Here is a 15,999-nt window from a genome sequence, read left to right as displayed (position 1 = left end):
GAGACGCCGGTTCAGGCCGACCGGGCGCTGATGCCGTCAGCCGCCAGGCCGGACATCAGCAGGGTGATCGCGCGGAACGTCCTGGTGAGGGCGTCCTCCCGGTCCGCCGCGGCGGCGATGATCTGGTTGCCCTCGCACAGCGCGGCCAGCAGCAGGCGGGCGACAGTGGCGACGGGAACGTCCGGTTGCAGTTCACCGCGTCCGGCCAGAACGGTCAGCAGCCGTTCGATCGGAGGCTGGGCGACCGTGTCGTTGATATGCCGGTACTGCCCTGCCAGGACCGAGGGTGCCTGGGCCATCATCTCCCGGTGCAGGGGGTCGTCGATGGTTCGTCGCAGGAAGGCGTGCGTGAGGTCGGCCACCGCGGCCATGGCGGGTTGGTGCGGTGTCGCACGGATCGCCTCGGACGTCGCGTCTGCCAGGACGCCGACCTGCTGAATCAGCTCCGTATAGAGCTCGGCGAACATCGCCTTCTTGTCCGGGAAGTGGTGGTACAAGGTTCCCTTGCTCACCAGAGCCGCCCCGGTGATGGCCTCGACCGACGTGGCCGCGAACCCGTCGGTCACGAACAGCTTCCGTGCGGCCGCCACCAGGTCTGCCCGGGTCTGCTCCGCATACATCTGTCGTCGGTTTGGCGCTCGCATGCGACCATCGTATATTCAATGACCTGAGGTCAGTGAATGACTCGAGGTCGGTCAGTGGCGTGGTGGCAAGGTCTTCCGAAAGGCGGACGGAGCCGTGGAAAGCGCAGAATCGTGGGCATAGATCACGGCGCCGGGGCGCTGAAGCGGATGGCCGGGGAACCGCTGCCGAGATGGTGAACATATGGGCGCCTCCCTCGTCCTCCGCCGGCTCCCCTGCAGCGGGCGGTGGCGCGTGTCGCCGCTGGCGAGTTGATGAACAGGTTGTTCGATCGGGAGCGAGTCGGCCCTCGCGGGAGCCGGCCGCCCCAGTGGAAAGGAAGCCGTCCATGGACGAGCAGGGTGAGCGCTTCGACGTCGTCGTACTCGGCGCGGGACCCGGCGGATACGTAGCCGCCATCCGGGCCGCCCAACTGGGCAAGCGTGTCGCGGTCGTCGAGGAGAAGTACTGGGGCGGCGTCTGCCTGAACGTGGGCTGTATCCCCACCAAGGCCCTGCTGCGCAACGCCGAGCTCGCGCACATCTTCACGCGCGAGGCGAAGACCTTCGGCATCAAGGTCGAGGGTGAGGTCTCCTTCGACTACGGGGAGGCCTTCCGCCGCAGCCGGAAGGTCGCGGACGGCCGGGTCAAGGGCGTCCACTACCTGATGAAGAAGAACAAGATCACGGAAATCAGCGGTCGCGGCACGTTCCTCGACCCGCACACGCTCCAGGTGGCCGACTACGACGGCAACACCCGCACCATCGGTTTCGATCACTGCATCATCGCCGCCGGGGCGAGCCCCAAGCTGCTGCCCGGCACCCGCCGTACCTCGCGCGTGGTGACGTTCGAGGAGCAGATTCTCGCCGAGGACCTGCCGCAGTCGATCGTGATCGCCGGCGCCGGGGCCATCGGCGTCGAGTTCGCCTACGTGCTGCACAACTACGGCGTGAAGGTCACCGTCGTCGAGTTCCTGGACCGGATCGCCCCGCTGGAGGACGCCGAGGTCTCCGCCGAACTGGCCAAGCAGTACCGGAAGTTGGGCATCGACGTGCTCACCTCCACCCGCGTCGAGTCGATCGACGAGTCCGGTCCGCAAGTCCGGGTCACGGTCACCGGCAAGGACGGCGCCCAGCAGGTCCTGGAGGCCGACAAGGTCCTGCAGGCGATCGGCTTCGCGCCGAACGTCACCGGTTACGGCCTGGAGAAGACCGGCGTGACGGTCACCGACCGCGGCGCGATCGACGTCGACGGCCGCTGCCGTACCTCCGTCCCACACATCTACGCCATCGGGGACGTCACCGCGAAGCTGATGCTCGCGCACGCCGCCGAGGCGATGGGCGTGGTCGCCGCCGAGACGATCGCGGACGCGGAGACCATGGAGCTGGACTACGTGATGATCCCGCGGGCCACCTTCTGCCAGCCGCAGATCGCCAGCTTCGGCTACACCGAGGCGCAGGCGAGGGAGAAGGGCTACGACGTCCAGGTGGCCAAGTTCCCGTTCACCGCGAACGCCAAGGCCCACGGTCTGGGCGACGCGAGCGGCTTCGTGAAGCTGATCAGCGACGGCAAGTACGGCGAGCTCCTCGGCGGCCACCTCATCGGCCCCGACGTCACCGAACTCCTCCCGGAGCTGACCCTGGCCCAGCAGTGGGACCTCACGGTCCACGAGGTCGCCCGCAACGTCCATGCCCACCCCACCCTGGGCGAGGCGGTCAAGGAAGCCGTCCACGGCCTCGCGGGCCACATGATCAACATGTAGCAGGGCGCTCGGCGCAGCGGCAGCAGGGCCCGTTGGTGCTCGGATCGGTTTCGCGACCTCGAGCTGCCAAGGGGCCCGCCCTGAGCCCTTGTTGGGGGGATCCAAGGGAGCGGTGGTTCTGCAGGTGAGGACCTCGTAGCGGCTGTCTGCGGCCTCGAAGACCGGGTTGAGAATGCCCAGTTCGAAGGGGTGTACCCCGTCTCCGGCCAGGACGGCGATTCGGTGCACGTGGGTCATGGCGGGTCCCGTCGGGAATCGGCATTCGTGCCATGGCGGCGGATGGCGGTGGCGGCCACGCTGGACGCACGAGGAACTCCGCCCCCCTGCGGGCCGACCAGATCGATGCGACTCGTCCCACTTGACGGGGGCGGGCACATCACAACGAAGCACAGGTCATCGCGTCCGGCACGGTGCTGGGCGTGGCGAACGGCATGTCGATCATGTCGAACGGTCTGATGACCGCGATTGCGACGCAGGCCATCTCGGTGGTGCTCGTCCGGCACAGCACCGTGCCGGACGGTACGGCATTCCCCCGCGGTCTCATCCGCCGAAGCTTCGATCGTCAGAAGGCCGTGACGAACTGGGCGACGGTGAAGACGGGAGCGCCCTGTTGTCGTTGTCGTCCTGGTGCCGCATGGGATGGGATCATCCCGTCAGGACGACGGACACCGTCGCAGCGACGATCGTGACCGCAGCCAGTGTGACCATCACCGTCCGCACCGCCGTCATCCGTCGGCCTGCGCAGGACGCGGGGGCAGTCCCGGCGGCACCAGCCAGGGCGCGGGCGAACGTTTCCCCTGAGCAGCCGGCACCGGCCGGGCCCGGGCGTCCGCCTCGCGCAGCTGGCCGCACCACACGCAGCTGTCTACTTCATGGACGGCAGGCCGGGCGTCGGGGTCCGGTTCGGGGCAGTTACCGAAGGCTTCCATACCTCTTCAACGACCCACTACAGCGAGGTGGTCGGCACATCACCCGTTTGCCGTGTCGGCCACGCTCAGCCGGACACCCCACGAGGGTCTGACGCTGCGAGACAGCCCAGGCCCGTTGAGTCGGGGAGCTTCCCGCACCATCGCACGGGACGAGGACCGCCCGGCCGGCAGGCGTGCGGCCACCTCACCACCTGGTCGCTCCATCGGCAGACAGCCCGAATCGGCCTCCAGGGAGCGGAGGTTGTCGGCTCGGACCCCCGCGGCGTTCTGGATGAGGTCGCAGAGCACCCGGTTGCCGCGACCAGCACGCCGCCGCGCCGCCGTGAACGTATCCCAGCGCGTCCTGCTGACGAGCCGTTACAACCCGGCGCTTCGGCGGTTCCTGGCAGCCGCGCAGGGCGGTCGATGCAGTAGGAGGGTCCGGCGCCATGGCCCGCTAAGTGGGAATCCGCGCGACAGTGGTGTTCGGCGGCAGAGCTCGAAGCACTCCGTGTCCTGCGTCGTGCGGGGAGCCTGCTGGCGAACCTCGACCCCGCGCGCTTCGAGGTCCTCCCGGTCGGCATCACGCCGTACGGCTCGTGAGTGCTCGGCCCCGGCCGACCCGCAGACGCCGAGCGATCGACGGCCGGGCGCCATGCCTACATCGCCACCGGCACCGCGGTATCAAGGGTGATTACGACGGGCGGCTGCGCCACGGCGTGCCGCAGCTGCCGCTGCCAGCCGCGTTCGCCCCGGACGTGCTGCGGGTGAGGGACCTGCGATCCGCCCCGGCGGCGAATCGCAGCCGCCGGCCTCGCTCCGCAGGAGTCCGTTGGCTTGCCCACGGCGTCATAGAGCAATTAGGCCGGCTGCCGTCTCCTTGAAGCCGCAGACATCGAAATAGAACGACCGCAGGTGCTCCTCGAAGTCGACGTGGAGCCACTCGCACTGTGCGGCACGGGCTTCGTGGGCTGCGGTTGCGACCAGCGCGGCGCCAACACCTCTTGCCCGGCGATGCTGTGCGACCATCGTGTCCAGGACGAAGGCATGGACTCCACCGTCCCAGACGACGTTGACGAAGCCGATCAGAGAGCCGTCTTCCCAGGCGCAGACCCAGCCAAGACTGTGGCGCTCAAGTCGTCCCCGCCAGTCCGTCTGAGCGATCGGGTGGCCGAAGGCGTCAGCGTGGAGCGCGTTGAGGGCGGCATTGTCGAAGTCACCCCGCCACTCGTAGCTGATCGTCACTCGTCCATCGTAATGTCGGTGCCGGGGTGGCGGCTGAGCTATTCCAGTGCGCCGGTCATCGCGCCGGTGGCAGCGACCGTCATGCCTGTCGGCGGTCCGTCGGCAGGCTGCGGACAAACGCGAGCCTCGGACTTGGCGAGCGGCAAGGTCCGCTATGATTGATCTTCAGCTGGTCGCCACAACTCCTGGCGCTCGGTGGTGCGTTGGTGGTCCAAGGAAAGACGTCCCGCTTCCTGCGGGGAGATGCAGGTGCAAGGCCTGCCCGGCGCTCGGACACGAGCCCCGTCCCGCGTTTCGCGGGGTGGGGCTCGCTGTGTTGTACATGCCGGCGCCGCCCAGCCGTTGTCAGTCCCGGGAACATAACGGCGCTCACGTATCACCCGCTTCTCTCACCCAGAGGCACAGCATCACAGCCCGGGTCCCCCGTCACTCCCTCGCCCAGCCGCCTCCTCGCCGTCGACGGGGATGCCCAGTCGGCTGGCTACGGTGGTGAGGGCGGTGCCCAACGGGAGTGCGACCCGGGTGACGGCGTGCCGGTCGCCTCGGGTGGGGTCCCGGTTGACGATCAGTACGGGCTTCCCGGCCTCGGCTGCCTGGCGGACGAACCGGAGTCCGGACATCACCGTCAGCGAGGAGCCCAGGATCAGCAGCGAGGCCGCCTCACGGACCAGTGTGCGGCAGTGTTCGACGCGCTGCGGCGGAACGGATTCGCCGAAGAACACCACGTCCGGTTTGAGGATGCCGCCGCAGACCGTGCAGGGCAGTACGCGGAAGTCCCCGACCTGTTCGTCGGTGAGGTCGGCGTCACCGTCCGGGTTGATTCCGGCGGCCACCGGCTTGAAGCCCGGATTGGCCTCCTCCAGCCGCCGGGCGAGTTCGCGGCGCGGGCTGAAGGCACCGCAGGAAAGGCAGACGACCCGCTCCAGACTTCCGTGGAGTTCCACGACGCCCTCGGCGCCGGCGGCCTGGTGCAGGCCGTCGACGTTCTGGGTGATCACACCCGAGAGCAGGCCGTGTCGCCCGAACGCGGCCACGGCCCGGTGGCCGGCGTTGGGGCGGGCGCGACCGAAGGTGCGCCAGCCGAGGTGGCTGCGCGCCCAGTACCGGCGCCGAGCCTGGGCGCTGGCGGTGAAGTCCTGGTAGGTCATCGGAGTGTGTCGGCTCAGGCTGCCGCCCTCGCCCCGGTAGTCGGGGATGCCCGACTCCGTGGAGATGCCCGCCCCGCTGAGTACCAGCACCCCACCAGTGCTCAGCGCACCGGCGACCGGCTCCAGATCCGTGGTGCCCGGCGGCAGGTCGTCGGCGGGGGTCCAGCTCACAGTGGGGCGCATGCGCATGCTGCCAGGGTACGGAACCGGTTGCCACCACCCGGGCACAGCCCGACGATGCATAGCCGTAGTCATCACGGAACCGCGGTCGCAACCCCCCCCGGTCAGCCACGCTGAGCATCACAGGTGGCCGCAGGGTGGCGACGCCATCATGATCGCCCTCACTGCCCGAACTCCATGATGGGCCTGTAGGTGCGGCACAGGGCACAGCCCGGTGAGTGTTGCCCTCGCCGAGTCGGCTTGTCGCGGTTACGGTCGGGACGTGGACGAAGGACTGTATTCGGACCCGCAGGCGCCAGGCGAAGATGCGGAAGACGCTCGATTGATCGGCCTGGTGACGGACTGGGCTGCTTCGATCGTCGCCAATGATCCCGTGCGTATCGCCGGCTTCATGGCTGACGATTGGGTGATCGTTTCCGAGTCGGGCGTCGCCTCGAAGGAGCAGTTCCTCTCCCTCGTCGAGTCCGGGGAGCTGACCCACTCGGCGATGGAACTCGTGACGCGACCAAGAGTTCGCGTCTACAACGGTACGGCGGTTCTCACCGGACGCGTGACGAACACAGCCCACTACCAAGGCACGCGTTACGACGCGGACGAGTGGACGACCGACGTGTTCGTGAAACGAGACGGTCGCTGGCTCTGCGTGTTGAGCCACATCACGCCTGTGGCCCCAAGCTGAGCCACAGGCCGAGCGGCATCAGGGCAGCGGCGTCGCTTCTGCTCGCGCCGCCCAGATCCGCAGAGCGACTACGCCGCAACCGACCGACCGACCGCCCCCACCGGCCGGCACAAGGAAGGTTGCGGTGACCACGCCGATCACCTTGCCCACATCGTCGACGCGATCCACGCCCGACGCGTACAGGATCCCTGTCACGGCCAGCAGTGCCGCGACGGCGTAGACCGGCGCCGGCCACCGTTTCCCCTCAACCCATGCGTCAGTCCTCTGCTCTGCGTCCTCAGAGGCAAAATCCCCACTCGGCTGTCGAGTTGACCTCCGGCTGCGTGGGCGCACATCCGGCCCGGTTGACAACCTTGTCTCTGCATGTCGCAAAGATCCCCCCATGGTTCCGGTGGGACTGAGGTCAACATCTGTCCGCTCCTGATAAGAAAAGTACACACACATCTGGTTGAGGGGGGTTGCTCCTGCGTGCGCGCATGCTGGCGCAGGATGGTCGGCCGCCAGGGTGAGGCTTCGGCCACCGTCCCTGCCTACCCACGCGTATGACGGTGTGTCAGTTCTCAAGGGAGATTCCGCATGACCAAGAGGGTCCACGCTGCGCTGGGACGTCCCAGACACACGGCGGACAAGACCGGCAGACGGGCTCGGGGGATCATGGCGGCAACCGCCGCCGCTGTCGCTCTCCTTGTCGCCGCCACCGCCGCCCATGGCGCGGTCACCGATGGGGGTGGGGCGGGATCGCACCCGCCCAAGCGAATAGGCACGGCCCCCCACGTTCCGGCCGGCGCGACCGCGGCCGGCGCGACCCCTTCGGGAACCACGCTGCACATCGGCGTGAACCTCGCCCCGCGTGACCCGAAGGCGCTGGCCGACTTCGTCACCGCGGTATCCACCCCGGGCAACTCCCTGTACCACCACTACCTGGCCAAAGGGCACTTCGCCTCGGTCTTCGGCCCGACGCCGGCCACCATCGCCCAGGTGTCCCAGGCCCTGAAAGCAGCCGGCCTCACTCCTGGCAAGGCCAGCCCGGACGGCCTGACCATCCCGGTCACCGCCACCGTCGCAAAGGCGTCCGACGCCTTCGACACCGGCTTCCGGAACGTCCGGCTCAAAGACGGCACCACCGACTACATGAACACCGCGGCCCCCGCGCTGCCCGCGAACATCGCGGCGTCGGTGACCGGGATCGTGGGCCTGAGTGACATCAACAGCATCACCAGCCACCACTCATCCGTGCGTCGGGCGGGCAGGACCAGCTCTGCCGCCGGACGCGGCTCGCGCGCCGTGGCCCCGCACGCGTACAGCCCGGGACTCTGTACCGACTTCACCGGCTCGGGCCTCACCGACGGCACCGACTACTACAGCCCCGGCAAGCTGGCCGGCACCTACGGTATGAGCAACTCCGCCACTGTCGGCGCGGGGCAGACCGTGGCCGTGTTCGAGCTGGAGAACGTCGATGCCGCCAGCATCGCTGCGTACCAGTCCTGCGTGGGCACCAGCACCTCCGTCTCCACCGTGTACGTCGATACGGCGGCAGGGGCCGGCGCGCCGGCCACCGACGGATCGGTCGGCGTGGAGTCGGCGCTCGACATCGAGGACCTGATCGGTCTGGTGCCGGGCGCGAACATCATCGACTACCAGGGCGTGGACGCCCAGTCCGCGACCGACCAGAACGTGCTCGACGTCTACCAGCGGATGGTCACCGACGACCAGGCGCAGGTCATCTCCTCCAGTTGGGGCGTGTGCGAGGCAGCCGAGAACAGCGCGACCGCGAGCGCCGAGAACGTCATCTTCGCGGAGGCCGCGGCGCAGGGCCAGAGCGTCGTCGCCGCCTCGGGCGACGACGGCTCCAGCGACTGCTACCTCTCCACCGGCTCCACCGCCAAGGCTGTCGACGACCCGGCGAGCCAGCCCTACGTCACCGGCGTCGGTGGCACCACGATGACCGGCTCGGGCAGCACCGCGACCCAGAAGGCGTGGAACAACGACACCGGCGGCAGCGGCGGCGGCATCTCCTCGCGCTGGGCTCCCGTTGTCTACCAGGGCGGTATCGCCACGACCGCCAAGCGTGCCGTTCCGGATGTCTCCGCCCTGGCGGACCCGTACACCGGCTACCCGATCTTCTACCAGGACGACAGCGTCTCCTCCAGCCCCGTCCCCGGCATCATCGGCGGCACCAGCGGCGCGGCCCCGACCTGGGCCGCCGCGATCGTCCAGGCGAACGCCGGCGCGGCCTGCCAGGCGAACGGGCGGGTCGGCTTCCTCAACAACGCCCTCTACAAGGCCGCGCGGAGCAGCTACCCGACGAACTTCTGGGACGTCACCAGCGGCACCAACTCCGTATACGCCACCGGCTACACGGCGGCGGCCGGCTACGACGAGGTCACCGGCCTGGGCTCGCCCAAGGAGGGCGGCCTGATCACTTCGCTGTGCGCGGCCAAGGGCACCGCGGCCACGGGTGCTTCCACCTTCCACCCGCTGGGCAGCCCCAAGCGCCTGCTGGACACCCGCAACGGCACCGGATGGGGCCTCAGCTCCATCCCGTCCACCAAACCCCTGGTCGCGGGCGGCACCGCCCCGGTCAGGATCGAGGGCGCCGGGGGCATCCCCAGCAGCGGCGTGACCGGTGTCGTGCTCAACCTCACGGTCACCGGCACCACCGGCGCGGGTTCGTTGATCGCCTGGGCCGACGGCACCGCCAAACCGTCGACCAGTAACCTCAACTGGACCGGCGCCGGCCAGACCATCGCCGCCTCGTCGACCGTCATGGTGGCCGGCGACGGCGTGGTGGACCTCTACACCAGCAGCACCACCCACCTGATCGCCGATGTCCAGGGCTACTACACCAGCGATACCGCCGGGTCCAAGTACACGGCGCTGAAGCCGGCCCGCTTGCTGGACACCCGCTCCAAGGTCGGCGTCTCCACCACCACCAAGATCACCAACGCGGTCGTCAGCCTCAAGGTCCGCGGCCACGGGGGCGTGCCGACCGGCGCCTCCTCCGTGGTCCTCAACCTGACGGCCACCCAGACCGTAGGCTCCGGCTACCTGGAGGCCTACCCCGAGGGTGCCACCCGCCCGACCGCCTCCAACGTCAACTGGTCGGCCACGGGGACCACCATTCCCAACCTGGTCGTCGTGCCGATCGGCTCCGACGGCAACGTCAGCCTCTACGTCCACGGCACGAGTCACGTGATCGCCGACGTCTCCGGCTACTTCTCCACCAGCGGCTCGGCCTTCCACACCGTCACTCCGCTGCGCCTGCTGGACACCCGTACGACGACGGCGCTGGGCGCCGGCAAGACACTGGCCCTGCAGATCTCGGGCCGTGACGGCATTCCGTCCACCGGCGTCAAGGCCGTCGTGCTGACCGTCACCGTCACCGGCACCACCGGCAGCGGCTACCTCACCGCCTGGGCCGACGGCGGCACCCGCCCGACGGCCTCCAACCTGAACTGGGTGCAGGGCAAAACGATCGCCAACCAGGTGATCGTGCCGGTCGGCTCCGACGGCAAGGTCGATTTCTACGCCAGCAGCACCACCCAGGTGCTCGCGGACGTGGCAGGCTACATCGGCTGACGCCTACCGACGACACAACGGTGATGCCCCGCCGACCCGCGTGGTCGGCGGGGCATCACCGCGACAGGCGGAGTTTGTGGCTGCCCGTCATCCAGCGAGACGCCTTCGCAGCCCTTGGGCGACGCGCAACTGGACGCCGTCGGCGGCGACGGATGGCAGGGCGGGCAGGACGCATACGCACAGCAGTTCCGAAAGGTCGGCCAGGGGTACGGCGTCGTCTGCCCGGTCAGTGGGCCGCGGTTCATGGGCGAGCGGGGCGGCTCCACGCCGCGCGGCAGCCGAGTGAACAGTTCGCGGCCGGTCTGCTGCTCCAGGGCGCAGTTCTGCGCGCTCACGGTGGACCCCATTCAGATCGGCGTGCGCCGGGGTCAGTCTTTTGTATCGGAGTTCCGATCGCTGTGATCGGCTCTTCTATTGGTACTTCGATGGGATGGCGGCCTAACGTCAAGAGCGTCGTCAAGATGCCTACCAGCGGCGATCCGCGGCGCAGGCGGTGACGACGCAGGTCAAGAACCCCTCCAGGAGAGCACATGGCGAAGATCCTCTTTCACCCCGGGCGGCGTCATCCCGCCGGTCGACCCGGCCGGCCTCAGCGCCGGAGCCAGCGGCGGTGAGGAGAACGCCGCGGAGATCCGGGCCGCAGTGAGGGCGCTGCGGATGTACGTCCCCGGCGGCCACGTCTGATGCGAGCGCCAAGTGGCTGCTGCAGGACCGGCTGACCGAGGCCGGTCCGAAGGTCGAGGTGGGCGAGCCGTGGGCGCCGCACATCGAGGTCGACCGCAACGTCGTCACCGGCCAGAACCCCGCCTCCTCCGGTCCTCTCGACGCGCCGAACTGTTCAAGAAGCTCGCCTGAATCCCCGTACACACAAGACCCCGAAGGACTCCCATGACCACGCAGAACGCGATCAACTGGCCCGAGAAGTACCTGCCCGGCACCGGCGACAACTTCGTCTCCAACGAAGTGATCGTGGCCGGTCTGAGCGCCGCCGCCGTCTGGCGGTACCTCGTCGACACCGCCGAGTGGGAGGGCTACTACGACAACGTCGCCGACATCTCCGTCCCGCAAGACGGCGGCCCCGAGCTGAAGAACGACATCCGCTTCAGCTTCGGCACCTTCGGCTTCCCGCCCCTGGACGCCCACGTCGTCGAGTTCCAGGCCCCGGCGGAGGGCTTCCCGGGTCGTCTGTCCTGGACCGCCAAGCAGGACGGCGGGCCCGAGGAGCGACTGGACGTGCTGCACGCCTGGCTGGTGGAGGACCTGCCCGGCGGCCGGGTCCGCGTCCTCACCCAGGAGACGCAGATCGGCGAGCCGGCCGCGGCCCTGGCGAGCGAGCGTCCCACCCCCATGCTCAACGGCCACCAGGTCTGGTTGGACGGACTCGTCCGCGCGGCCTCCAAGTAACCCGCGCCGGGTGCACCCCGGTACTTCCGCCCCACCACACCGCAGAATTCAGGAAGTTGATGCCATGACCGACAAGCTCACCGTGAGTGTCCTGGGCACCGGCATCATGGGCGCCGCGATGGCACGTAATCTCGCCAAGGGCGGACACATCGTCCGCGCTTGGAACCGCAGCCGCGCCAAAACCGAACCGCTGGCCGCCGACGGCATCACGATCGCCGACACCCCGCCGTGGCGGTCGAAGGCGCCGACGTCGTCCTCACCATGGTGTACGACGGTCCCGCCGCCCTGGAGGTCATGCGGCAGGCCGCGTCCGCCCTGCGTCCAGGCACCGTGTGGGTGCCGTCGACCACCGCCGGAGTCGAGGCGATCGGCGGCCTGGCCGGCTTCGCCGCAGAGCACGGACTGGTCTTCTTCGACGCCCCGGTGCTGGGTACCCGTCAGCCCGCCGAGGCCGGCCAGCTGCTCGTCCTCGCGGCCGGTCCGAGCGAGCACCGCGAGGCCGTGGCGCCGGTCCTCGACGCGGTCGGCGCCCGCACCGTGTGGACCGGCGAGGACGCGGCCGAGGGCAGCGCCACCTGGCTCAAGCTGGTCGCCAACAGCTGGGTCCTCGCGACCACTGCCGCGGCGGGCGAGGTCCTGTCTCTGGCGCAGGCCCTCGGCGTCGACCCGAAGAGCTTCTTCGACGCCATCGCCGGCGGTCCGCTCGACATGGGCTACCTGCGCGCCAAGGCCGGGCTCGTCCTGGACGGCAGGCTCACGCCGGCCCAGTTCGCGGTGTCCACCGCGGCCAAGGACGCCCGACTGATCGTCCGGGCGGGGGAGCGGAACGGCGTCCACCTCGACGTGGCCGCCGCGAGCGCCGAACGCCTGGAACGCGCCGCCGCCCAGGGCCACGGTGACGAGGACATGGCCGCCGCCTACTTCGCGAGCTTCGACGAGAAGCCGTCCGCCTGACCAGCCCACCCCAGCATCGAGGAGCCCTGATGTCCAAGCCGCCGCTGCCGCCGGAGGCCGTAGAGCTGCTGCGTCGCCCCAACCCCTGCGTCATGGCGACCCTGCGCTCGGACGGCGCGCCCGTATCCACCCCCACCTGGTACGTCTGGGAGGACGGCCGGGCCCTGATCTCCCTGGACGAGGGTCGCATCCGCCTGAAGCACCTGCGCCGCGACCCGCGCATCACCCTCACCGTCCTCGACGGGGACGACTGGTACACACACGTCACCCTGATCGGCCGGGTCGTCGAGATGTACGACGACGGGGGCCTCACCGACGTCGACCGCATCGCCACGCACTACACCGGCAAGCCCTACTCGGACCGCGCCCGGACCCGGGTCAGCGCCTGGATCGAGATCGAGCGGTGGCACGGCTGGGGCGCCCCCCGCGACAGCGACCAGGCATTCACCTGACCGCGGATCCGACCCGCGGCGCGACCGTGCGGGCCCTGGTCCTCGACCGGCCCGGCGGGTCCGACACCCCGCGCATGACCCCGACGTGCCCGTGTGCGAGTCGACCCTGGACAGGTGCGGGTGAAGGTCGAGTCGTGCGGCCTCGACGCGGTCACCCACCGCCGGGGCGGTGGGTGACGGGGGGCGGGCATCAGTCCGGGGCAGCGCGCGCCCTCCACGGCGGTCTGCGCCGCCCCGGTGGCTTCGCCGAGTAGACCCTGGCCGACGCCACCACCCTCCCGGAACAACGTGGTCACAACGGCGTCCGATCGTAACGCCGACCACGAATGCGATCCGTTGCCCCGCCTCACGTAGGCAGCCACCCAGGCCACCAAGGTGGGACATTGTCCGGGGGGCAGTCGCCATTGGTGTCGTTCCCCACGCCGAGCGGGGTTCCCAGCCAGGCGAAGTGCACCAATGCCAGCGCGATCAGTGCTGCCAGGAAGACCGCGGCCGGTATCAACACGTTCCGAGACCGGCGTTTTTGATGCCGCAGCATGACTGCCGGCAGCGCCCAGGCAGCCAAGCCGGTGAATCCCGCCGCGAGGACCGTCAACGGTGCTTCCCAGGTCCACAGATCGAACAGGCTCGGGTGTTCCCGAAGGACGACGGCGCAGGTCCGGCGCGCCGCGCGGGACAGCCGGTAGGCGCCGTAACCCGCGAGGGCCCCTGCGAGCAATGTCAAGCAGCCCGCCATCCAGGGCGGATTGGTCTGTCTTTCCATGTCAGGGCTTGACGCACCACAACGCTGCGAGGTTCCTCCACCTGCCCAGCCGGACCCGGGAAGTGATGGTTTGCCGCCCGCCTCCGTCCTGACGTCCCGTCCCACGGGCTCTGGAACGCCGCGGACCGGCACATCGCCGACACTGTGTCGTCCTACGTCGTCAACTTCGCCGCCCACGGTGACCTCAACGGCCCGGATCTCCGGCGCTGGGCTTCGACGTGGCCCGAACGGCCGCCCGCCTACCAGTCGCGGGCGGCGCGCTGGAGGGCGTCGCGTACCCGGATCACGTCGGGGTTGGCCTCGGTGCCGGGCCGCTGGACGAGGAACAGGGTGTTCAGCGGCGGTTCCTCCGATTCGTGCAGGAGGGCGAGACGGCCGGAGTCGAGGTGTTCCTGGCACAGCGAGCGGGGCAGCACGCTAACGCCGGCACCGGCGTTGACCGCGGACAGGACCGCGTACAGATTGGGCACGGTGACCGCGGCGCGGCTGGTGAGCTGCCTGCCGAAGACGGTCCGCCAGTAACGCCGCACGATGGGCAGGTCCTCGGCGTAGGTGACCAGCGGGACCTCGCGCAGGGCGGCGCACAGATCCTCGGCCTGTGGGTGCGCGGTGATGCGCTCGGCCCAACTCGGGGAGGCGACCAGCATGTACTCCTCGTCGGCGCGCGGCACCGACTCGAGGCCGCGGCCGCGGGGGCGCCGGGTCGCGATGACCAGGTCGTGGCGGCCCGCCCGCATCTCCTCCAGCAGCGGTTCGGGCAGCCCTTGGGCGACGCGCAACTGGACGCCGTCGGCGGCGAGGTGCGCCAGGTCGGGCAGGACGCGCACGCACAGCAGTTCCGACGGGCCGGCGAGGTGCACGGGTGTGGCGGGCCCGGCCAGAGGGCCGCCGCCTTCCAGGGCGGCGAGCGCGTCGAGCGGGCCCGCGGTCTGGGCGGCGAGTTCGTGGGCGAGGGGGGTGGGTTCCACGCTGCGCGGCAGCCGGGTGAACAACTCGCGGCCGGTCTGCTGCTCCAGCGTGCGGATCTGTGCGGTCACCGTGGGTTGGGACAGCCCGAGCACGGGCGCGGCGGCGGTGAAGGTGCCGGCGCGATGGACGGCCAGGAAGGTGCGCAGCAGGTTGAGGTCGGCGTGCGCCGGGAGTTACCTGCCGACGCCGGCCGCGGTCTCGGAGGTCTCGGGCGTCCGGTTCTTCATGGCGGCCATCGTATCCATCGTTTACATCGGAGTTCCGATAGCCGACATCGACTCTTCTATTGGTAGTCCGATGGAGTGCGGGCATGACGACGGGCCGTATCGCCGAGACGCCGCCAGAGGGCCGTGCCCGCTGGGCGGGAGGTGACGCCGGCCGGGCCGGCGAGGCGCTCGTCCCCTGTGAGCGTCCCAGGCTGTGGGCTCCGGCGCCGTGGACGACGGTGCCGTTTCCGCACAAGCGTCATCTTGTGGGGGCCGGGCGCCCTGGCGACGGAAACTCGGATGCGCGTACTGCATGGCCACCCCTAGGCTGCGCCCGCGGGGAAGCGAGGCGCCGTATCGTCCGTCAGCGGATCGGAGATGCACGGGGTATGACCAGTCAACTGTTCGCGATCTGCTTCAACGCGACCCGGCCGTCGGGCCTGGCGCGGTTCTGGTCCGGCGTCCTGGGCTGGGAGTTGGCCGAGGGCCCGGACGACGACGTCGCGATCCTGCCCCCTGATACCGCCGGGTTCCGCATCCGCTTCCTGCCGAGCCAGGAGCCGAAGATCGGCGGGAACCGGGCGCACTTCGACCTGACGAGCACCTCCCCGGAGGACCAGCAGCGGACAGTGGCCCGGGCGCTGGAACTCGGCGGGAAACACATCGACGTGGGCCAACTCCCGGAAGAGGGACACGTGGTGCTCGCCGATCCAGACGGCAACGAGTTCTGCGTGATCGAGGCGGGCAACAACTTCCTCGCCGACACCGGCTTCATCGGAGCGCTGGCGTGCGACGGTACGCAGAAGGTCGGTTACTTCTGGAGCGAGGCGCTGCGGTGGCCGCTGGTCTGGGACCAGGACCAGGAGACCGCGATCCAATCGCCGAACGGCGGTACGAAGATCACGTGGGGTGGCCCACCGGTGGCGCCGAAGACGGGCACGAACAGGCTGTACTTCGAGCTTGCGCTCCCCGCCGACGCAGACTGGGAAGCGGAGGTCGACCGCCTGATCTCGCTCGGCGCGACGCACACCGACATCGGCGAGTGCGACGGCAGCCGGATGCTGATGCTCGACCCCGACGGCAACGAGTTCTCCGTACGGAAGCCCCGGTAGCGGGGCTGTTGTCGGGT

General features: G+C 69.6%; 13 protein-coding genes and 2 pseudogenes. 8 read left to right on the top strand and 7 right to left on the bottom strand.

Annotation, left to right across the window (positions count from 1 at the left end):
• Nucleotides 1-11: 11 nt before the first annotated feature.
• Entirely contained in the window at nt 12-644 is a 633-nt protein-coding gene (locus OG252_RS03910) for a TetR/AcrR family transcriptional regulator (RefSeq protein ID WP_329333706.1), read from the bottom strand.
• 326 nt (nt 645-970) lie between these two features.
• Between OG252_RS03910 and lpdA the strand changes: the two genes are divergently transcribed.
• Nucleotides 971-2,383 carry a dihydrolipoyl dehydrogenase gene (gene lpdA / locus OG252_RS03905; protein WP_266451884.1) on the top strand — a complete coding sequence of 471 codons (1,413 nt, stop codon included), beginning with the start codon at nt 971-973 and terminating at the stop codon, nt 2,381-2,383.
• A 376-nt stretch (nt 2,384-2,759) separates the two neighbouring features.
• Here the strand turns inward: lpdA and OG252_RS03895 are convergent, their stop codons facing one another.
• The 3 genes from OG252_RS03895 to OG252_RS03885 all read right to left on the bottom strand — a co-directional run bounded on the left by OG252_RS03895 (nt 2,760) and on the right by OG252_RS03885 (nt 5,873).
• Entirely contained in the window at nt 2,760-2,927 is a 168-nt protein-coding gene (locus tag OG252_RS03895) for a hypothetical protein (RefSeq protein WP_329333704.1), read from the bottom strand.
• A gap of 1,213 nt (nt 2,928-4,140) precedes the next feature.
• Entirely contained in the window at nt 4,141-4,536 is a 396-nt protein-coding gene (locus OG252_RS03890; RefSeq protein WP_266451886.1) for a GNAT family N-acetyltransferase, read from the bottom strand.
• A gap of 407 nt (nt 4,537-4,943) precedes the next feature.
• Entirely contained in the window at nt 4,944-5,873 is a 930-nt protein-coding gene (locus tag OG252_RS03885; protein WP_329333702.1) for an NAD-dependent protein deacetylase, read from the bottom strand.
• Between the two features lie 253 nt (nt 5,874-6,126).
• Here OG252_RS03885 and OG252_RS03880 point away from each other — a divergent pair, with 253 nt between their 5' ends.
• Nucleotides 6,127-6,543, top strand: a complete 417-nt coding sequence (locus OG252_RS03880; protein WP_329333700.1) for a nuclear transport factor 2 family protein — start codon at nt 6,127-6,129, stop codon at nt 6,541-6,543.
• An 18-nt stretch (nt 6,544-6,561) separates the two neighbouring features.
• Here OG252_RS03880 and OG252_RS03875 read toward each other — a convergent pair whose 3' ends face one another.
• Nucleotides 6,562-6,738 carry a hypothetical protein gene (locus tag OG252_RS03875; RefSeq protein WP_329333698.1) on the bottom strand — a complete coding sequence of 59 codons (177 nt, stop codon included), beginning with the start codon at nt 6,736-6,738 and terminating at the stop codon, nt 6,562-6,564.
• 381 nt (nt 6,739-7,119) lie between these two features.
• Between OG252_RS03875 and OG252_RS03870 the strand changes: the two genes are divergently transcribed.
• The 5 genes and pseudogenes from OG252_RS03870 to OG252_RS03850 all read left to right on the top strand — a co-directional run bounded on the left by OG252_RS03870 (nt 7,120) and on the right by OG252_RS03850 (nt 12,932).
• Nucleotides 7,120-10,122, top strand: coding sequence for a S53 family peptidase (locus tag OG252_RS03870; RefSeq protein WP_329333696.1), 3,003 nt, complete (start codon nt 7,120-7,122; stop codon nt 10,120-10,122).
• A 691-nt stretch (nt 10,123-10,813) separates the two neighbouring features.
• Nucleotides 10,814-10,977, top strand: a pseudogene (locus OG252_RS03865) (type 1 glutamine amidotransferase domain-containing protein); the annotation flags it as partial.
• A gap of 33 nt (nt 10,978-11,010) precedes the next feature.
• Nucleotides 11,011-11,526, top strand: a complete 516-nt coding sequence (locus tag OG252_RS03860; protein ID WP_329333694.1) for an SRPBCC domain-containing protein — start codon at nt 11,011-11,013, stop codon at nt 11,524-11,526.
• A 64-nt stretch (nt 11,527-11,590) separates the two neighbouring features.
• A pseudogene (locus OG252_RS03855) lies at nt 11,591-12,480 on the top strand (NAD(P)-dependent oxidoreductase).
• 29 nt (nt 12,481-12,509) lie between these two features.
• Nucleotides 12,510-12,932: a PPOX class F420-dependent oxidoreductase gene (locus tag OG252_RS03850; RefSeq protein ID WP_329333692.1), complete on the top strand. Its 423-nt coding sequence runs from the start codon at nt 12,510-12,512 to the stop codon at nt 12,930-12,932.
• 346 nt (nt 12,933-13,278) lie between these two features.
• Here OG252_RS03850 and OG252_RS03845 read toward each other — a convergent pair whose 3' ends face one another.
• Nucleotides 13,279-13,695, bottom strand: a complete 417-nt coding sequence (locus tag OG252_RS03845; RefSeq protein ID WP_266451891.1) for a hypothetical protein — start codon at nt 13,693-13,695, stop codon at nt 13,279-13,281.
• Between the two features lie 239 nt (nt 13,696-13,934).
• Nucleotides 13,935-14,813 carry a LysR family transcriptional regulator gene (locus OG252_RS03840; RefSeq protein ID WP_329345071.1) on the bottom strand — a complete coding sequence of 293 codons (879 nt, stop codon included), beginning with the start codon at nt 14,811-14,813 and terminating at the stop codon, nt 13,935-13,937.
• Between the two features lie 446 nt (nt 14,814-15,259).
• Here OG252_RS03840 and OG252_RS03835 point away from each other — a divergent pair, with 446 nt between their 5' ends.
• The gene (locus tag OG252_RS03835; RefSeq protein WP_329333689.1) at nt 15,260-15,982 is read left to right on the top strand and encodes a VOC family protein; all 723 of its coding nucleotides are present in this window, start codon (nt 15,260-15,262) and stop codon (nt 15,980-15,982) included.
• The last annotated feature ends 17 nt before the right edge of the window (nt 15,983-15,999 follow it).

The organism is Streptomyces sp. NBC_01352, assembly GCF_036237295.1.
In the GTDB taxonomy this organism is placed as follows: domain Bacteria; phylum Actinomycetota; class Actinomycetes; order Streptomycetales; family Streptomycetaceae; genus Streptomyces; species Streptomyces plumbiresistens.
Note: the sequence above shows the minus strand (reverse complement) of the source record. Positions and strands in the feature narration are given on the sequence as shown.

Excerpts from the sequence above, each read along its gene's own strand:
- OG252_RS03860 (WP_329333694.1), top strand. The coding sequence starts at position 11,011 with ATGACCACGCAGAACGCGATCAACTGGCCCGAGAAGTACCTGCCCGGC.
- OG252_RS03885 (WP_329333702.1), bottom strand. The coding sequence starts at position 5,873 with ATGCGCATGCGCCCCACTGTGAGCTGGACCCCCGCCGACGACCTGCCG.
- OG252_RS03845 (WP_266451891.1), bottom strand. The coding sequence starts at position 13,695 with ATGGAAAGACAGACCAATCCGCCCTGGATGGCGGGCTGCTTGACATTG.
- lpdA (WP_266451884.1), top strand. The coding sequence starts at position 971 with ATGGACGAGCAGGGTGAGCGCTTCGACGTCGTCGTACTCGGCGCGGGA.
- OG252_RS03910 (WP_329333706.1), bottom strand. The coding sequence starts at position 644 with ATGCGAGCGCCAAACCGACGACAGATGTATGCGGAGCAGACCCGGGCA.
- OG252_RS03835 (WP_329333689.1), top strand. The coding sequence starts at position 15,260 with ATGACCAGTCAACTGTTCGCGATCTGCTTCAACGCGACCCGGCCGTCG.
- OG252_RS03850 (WP_329333692.1), top strand. The coding sequence starts at position 12,510 with ATGTCCAAGCCGCCGCTGCCGCCGGAGGCCGTAGAGCTGCTGCGTCGC.
- OG252_RS03870 (WP_329333696.1), top strand. The coding sequence starts at position 7,120 with ATGACCAAGAGGGTCCACGCTGCGCTGGGACGTCCCAGACACACGGCG.
- OG252_RS03895 (WP_329333704.1), bottom strand. The coding sequence starts at position 2,927 with ATGAGACCGCGGGGGAATGCCGTACCGTCCGGCACGGTGCTGTGCCGG.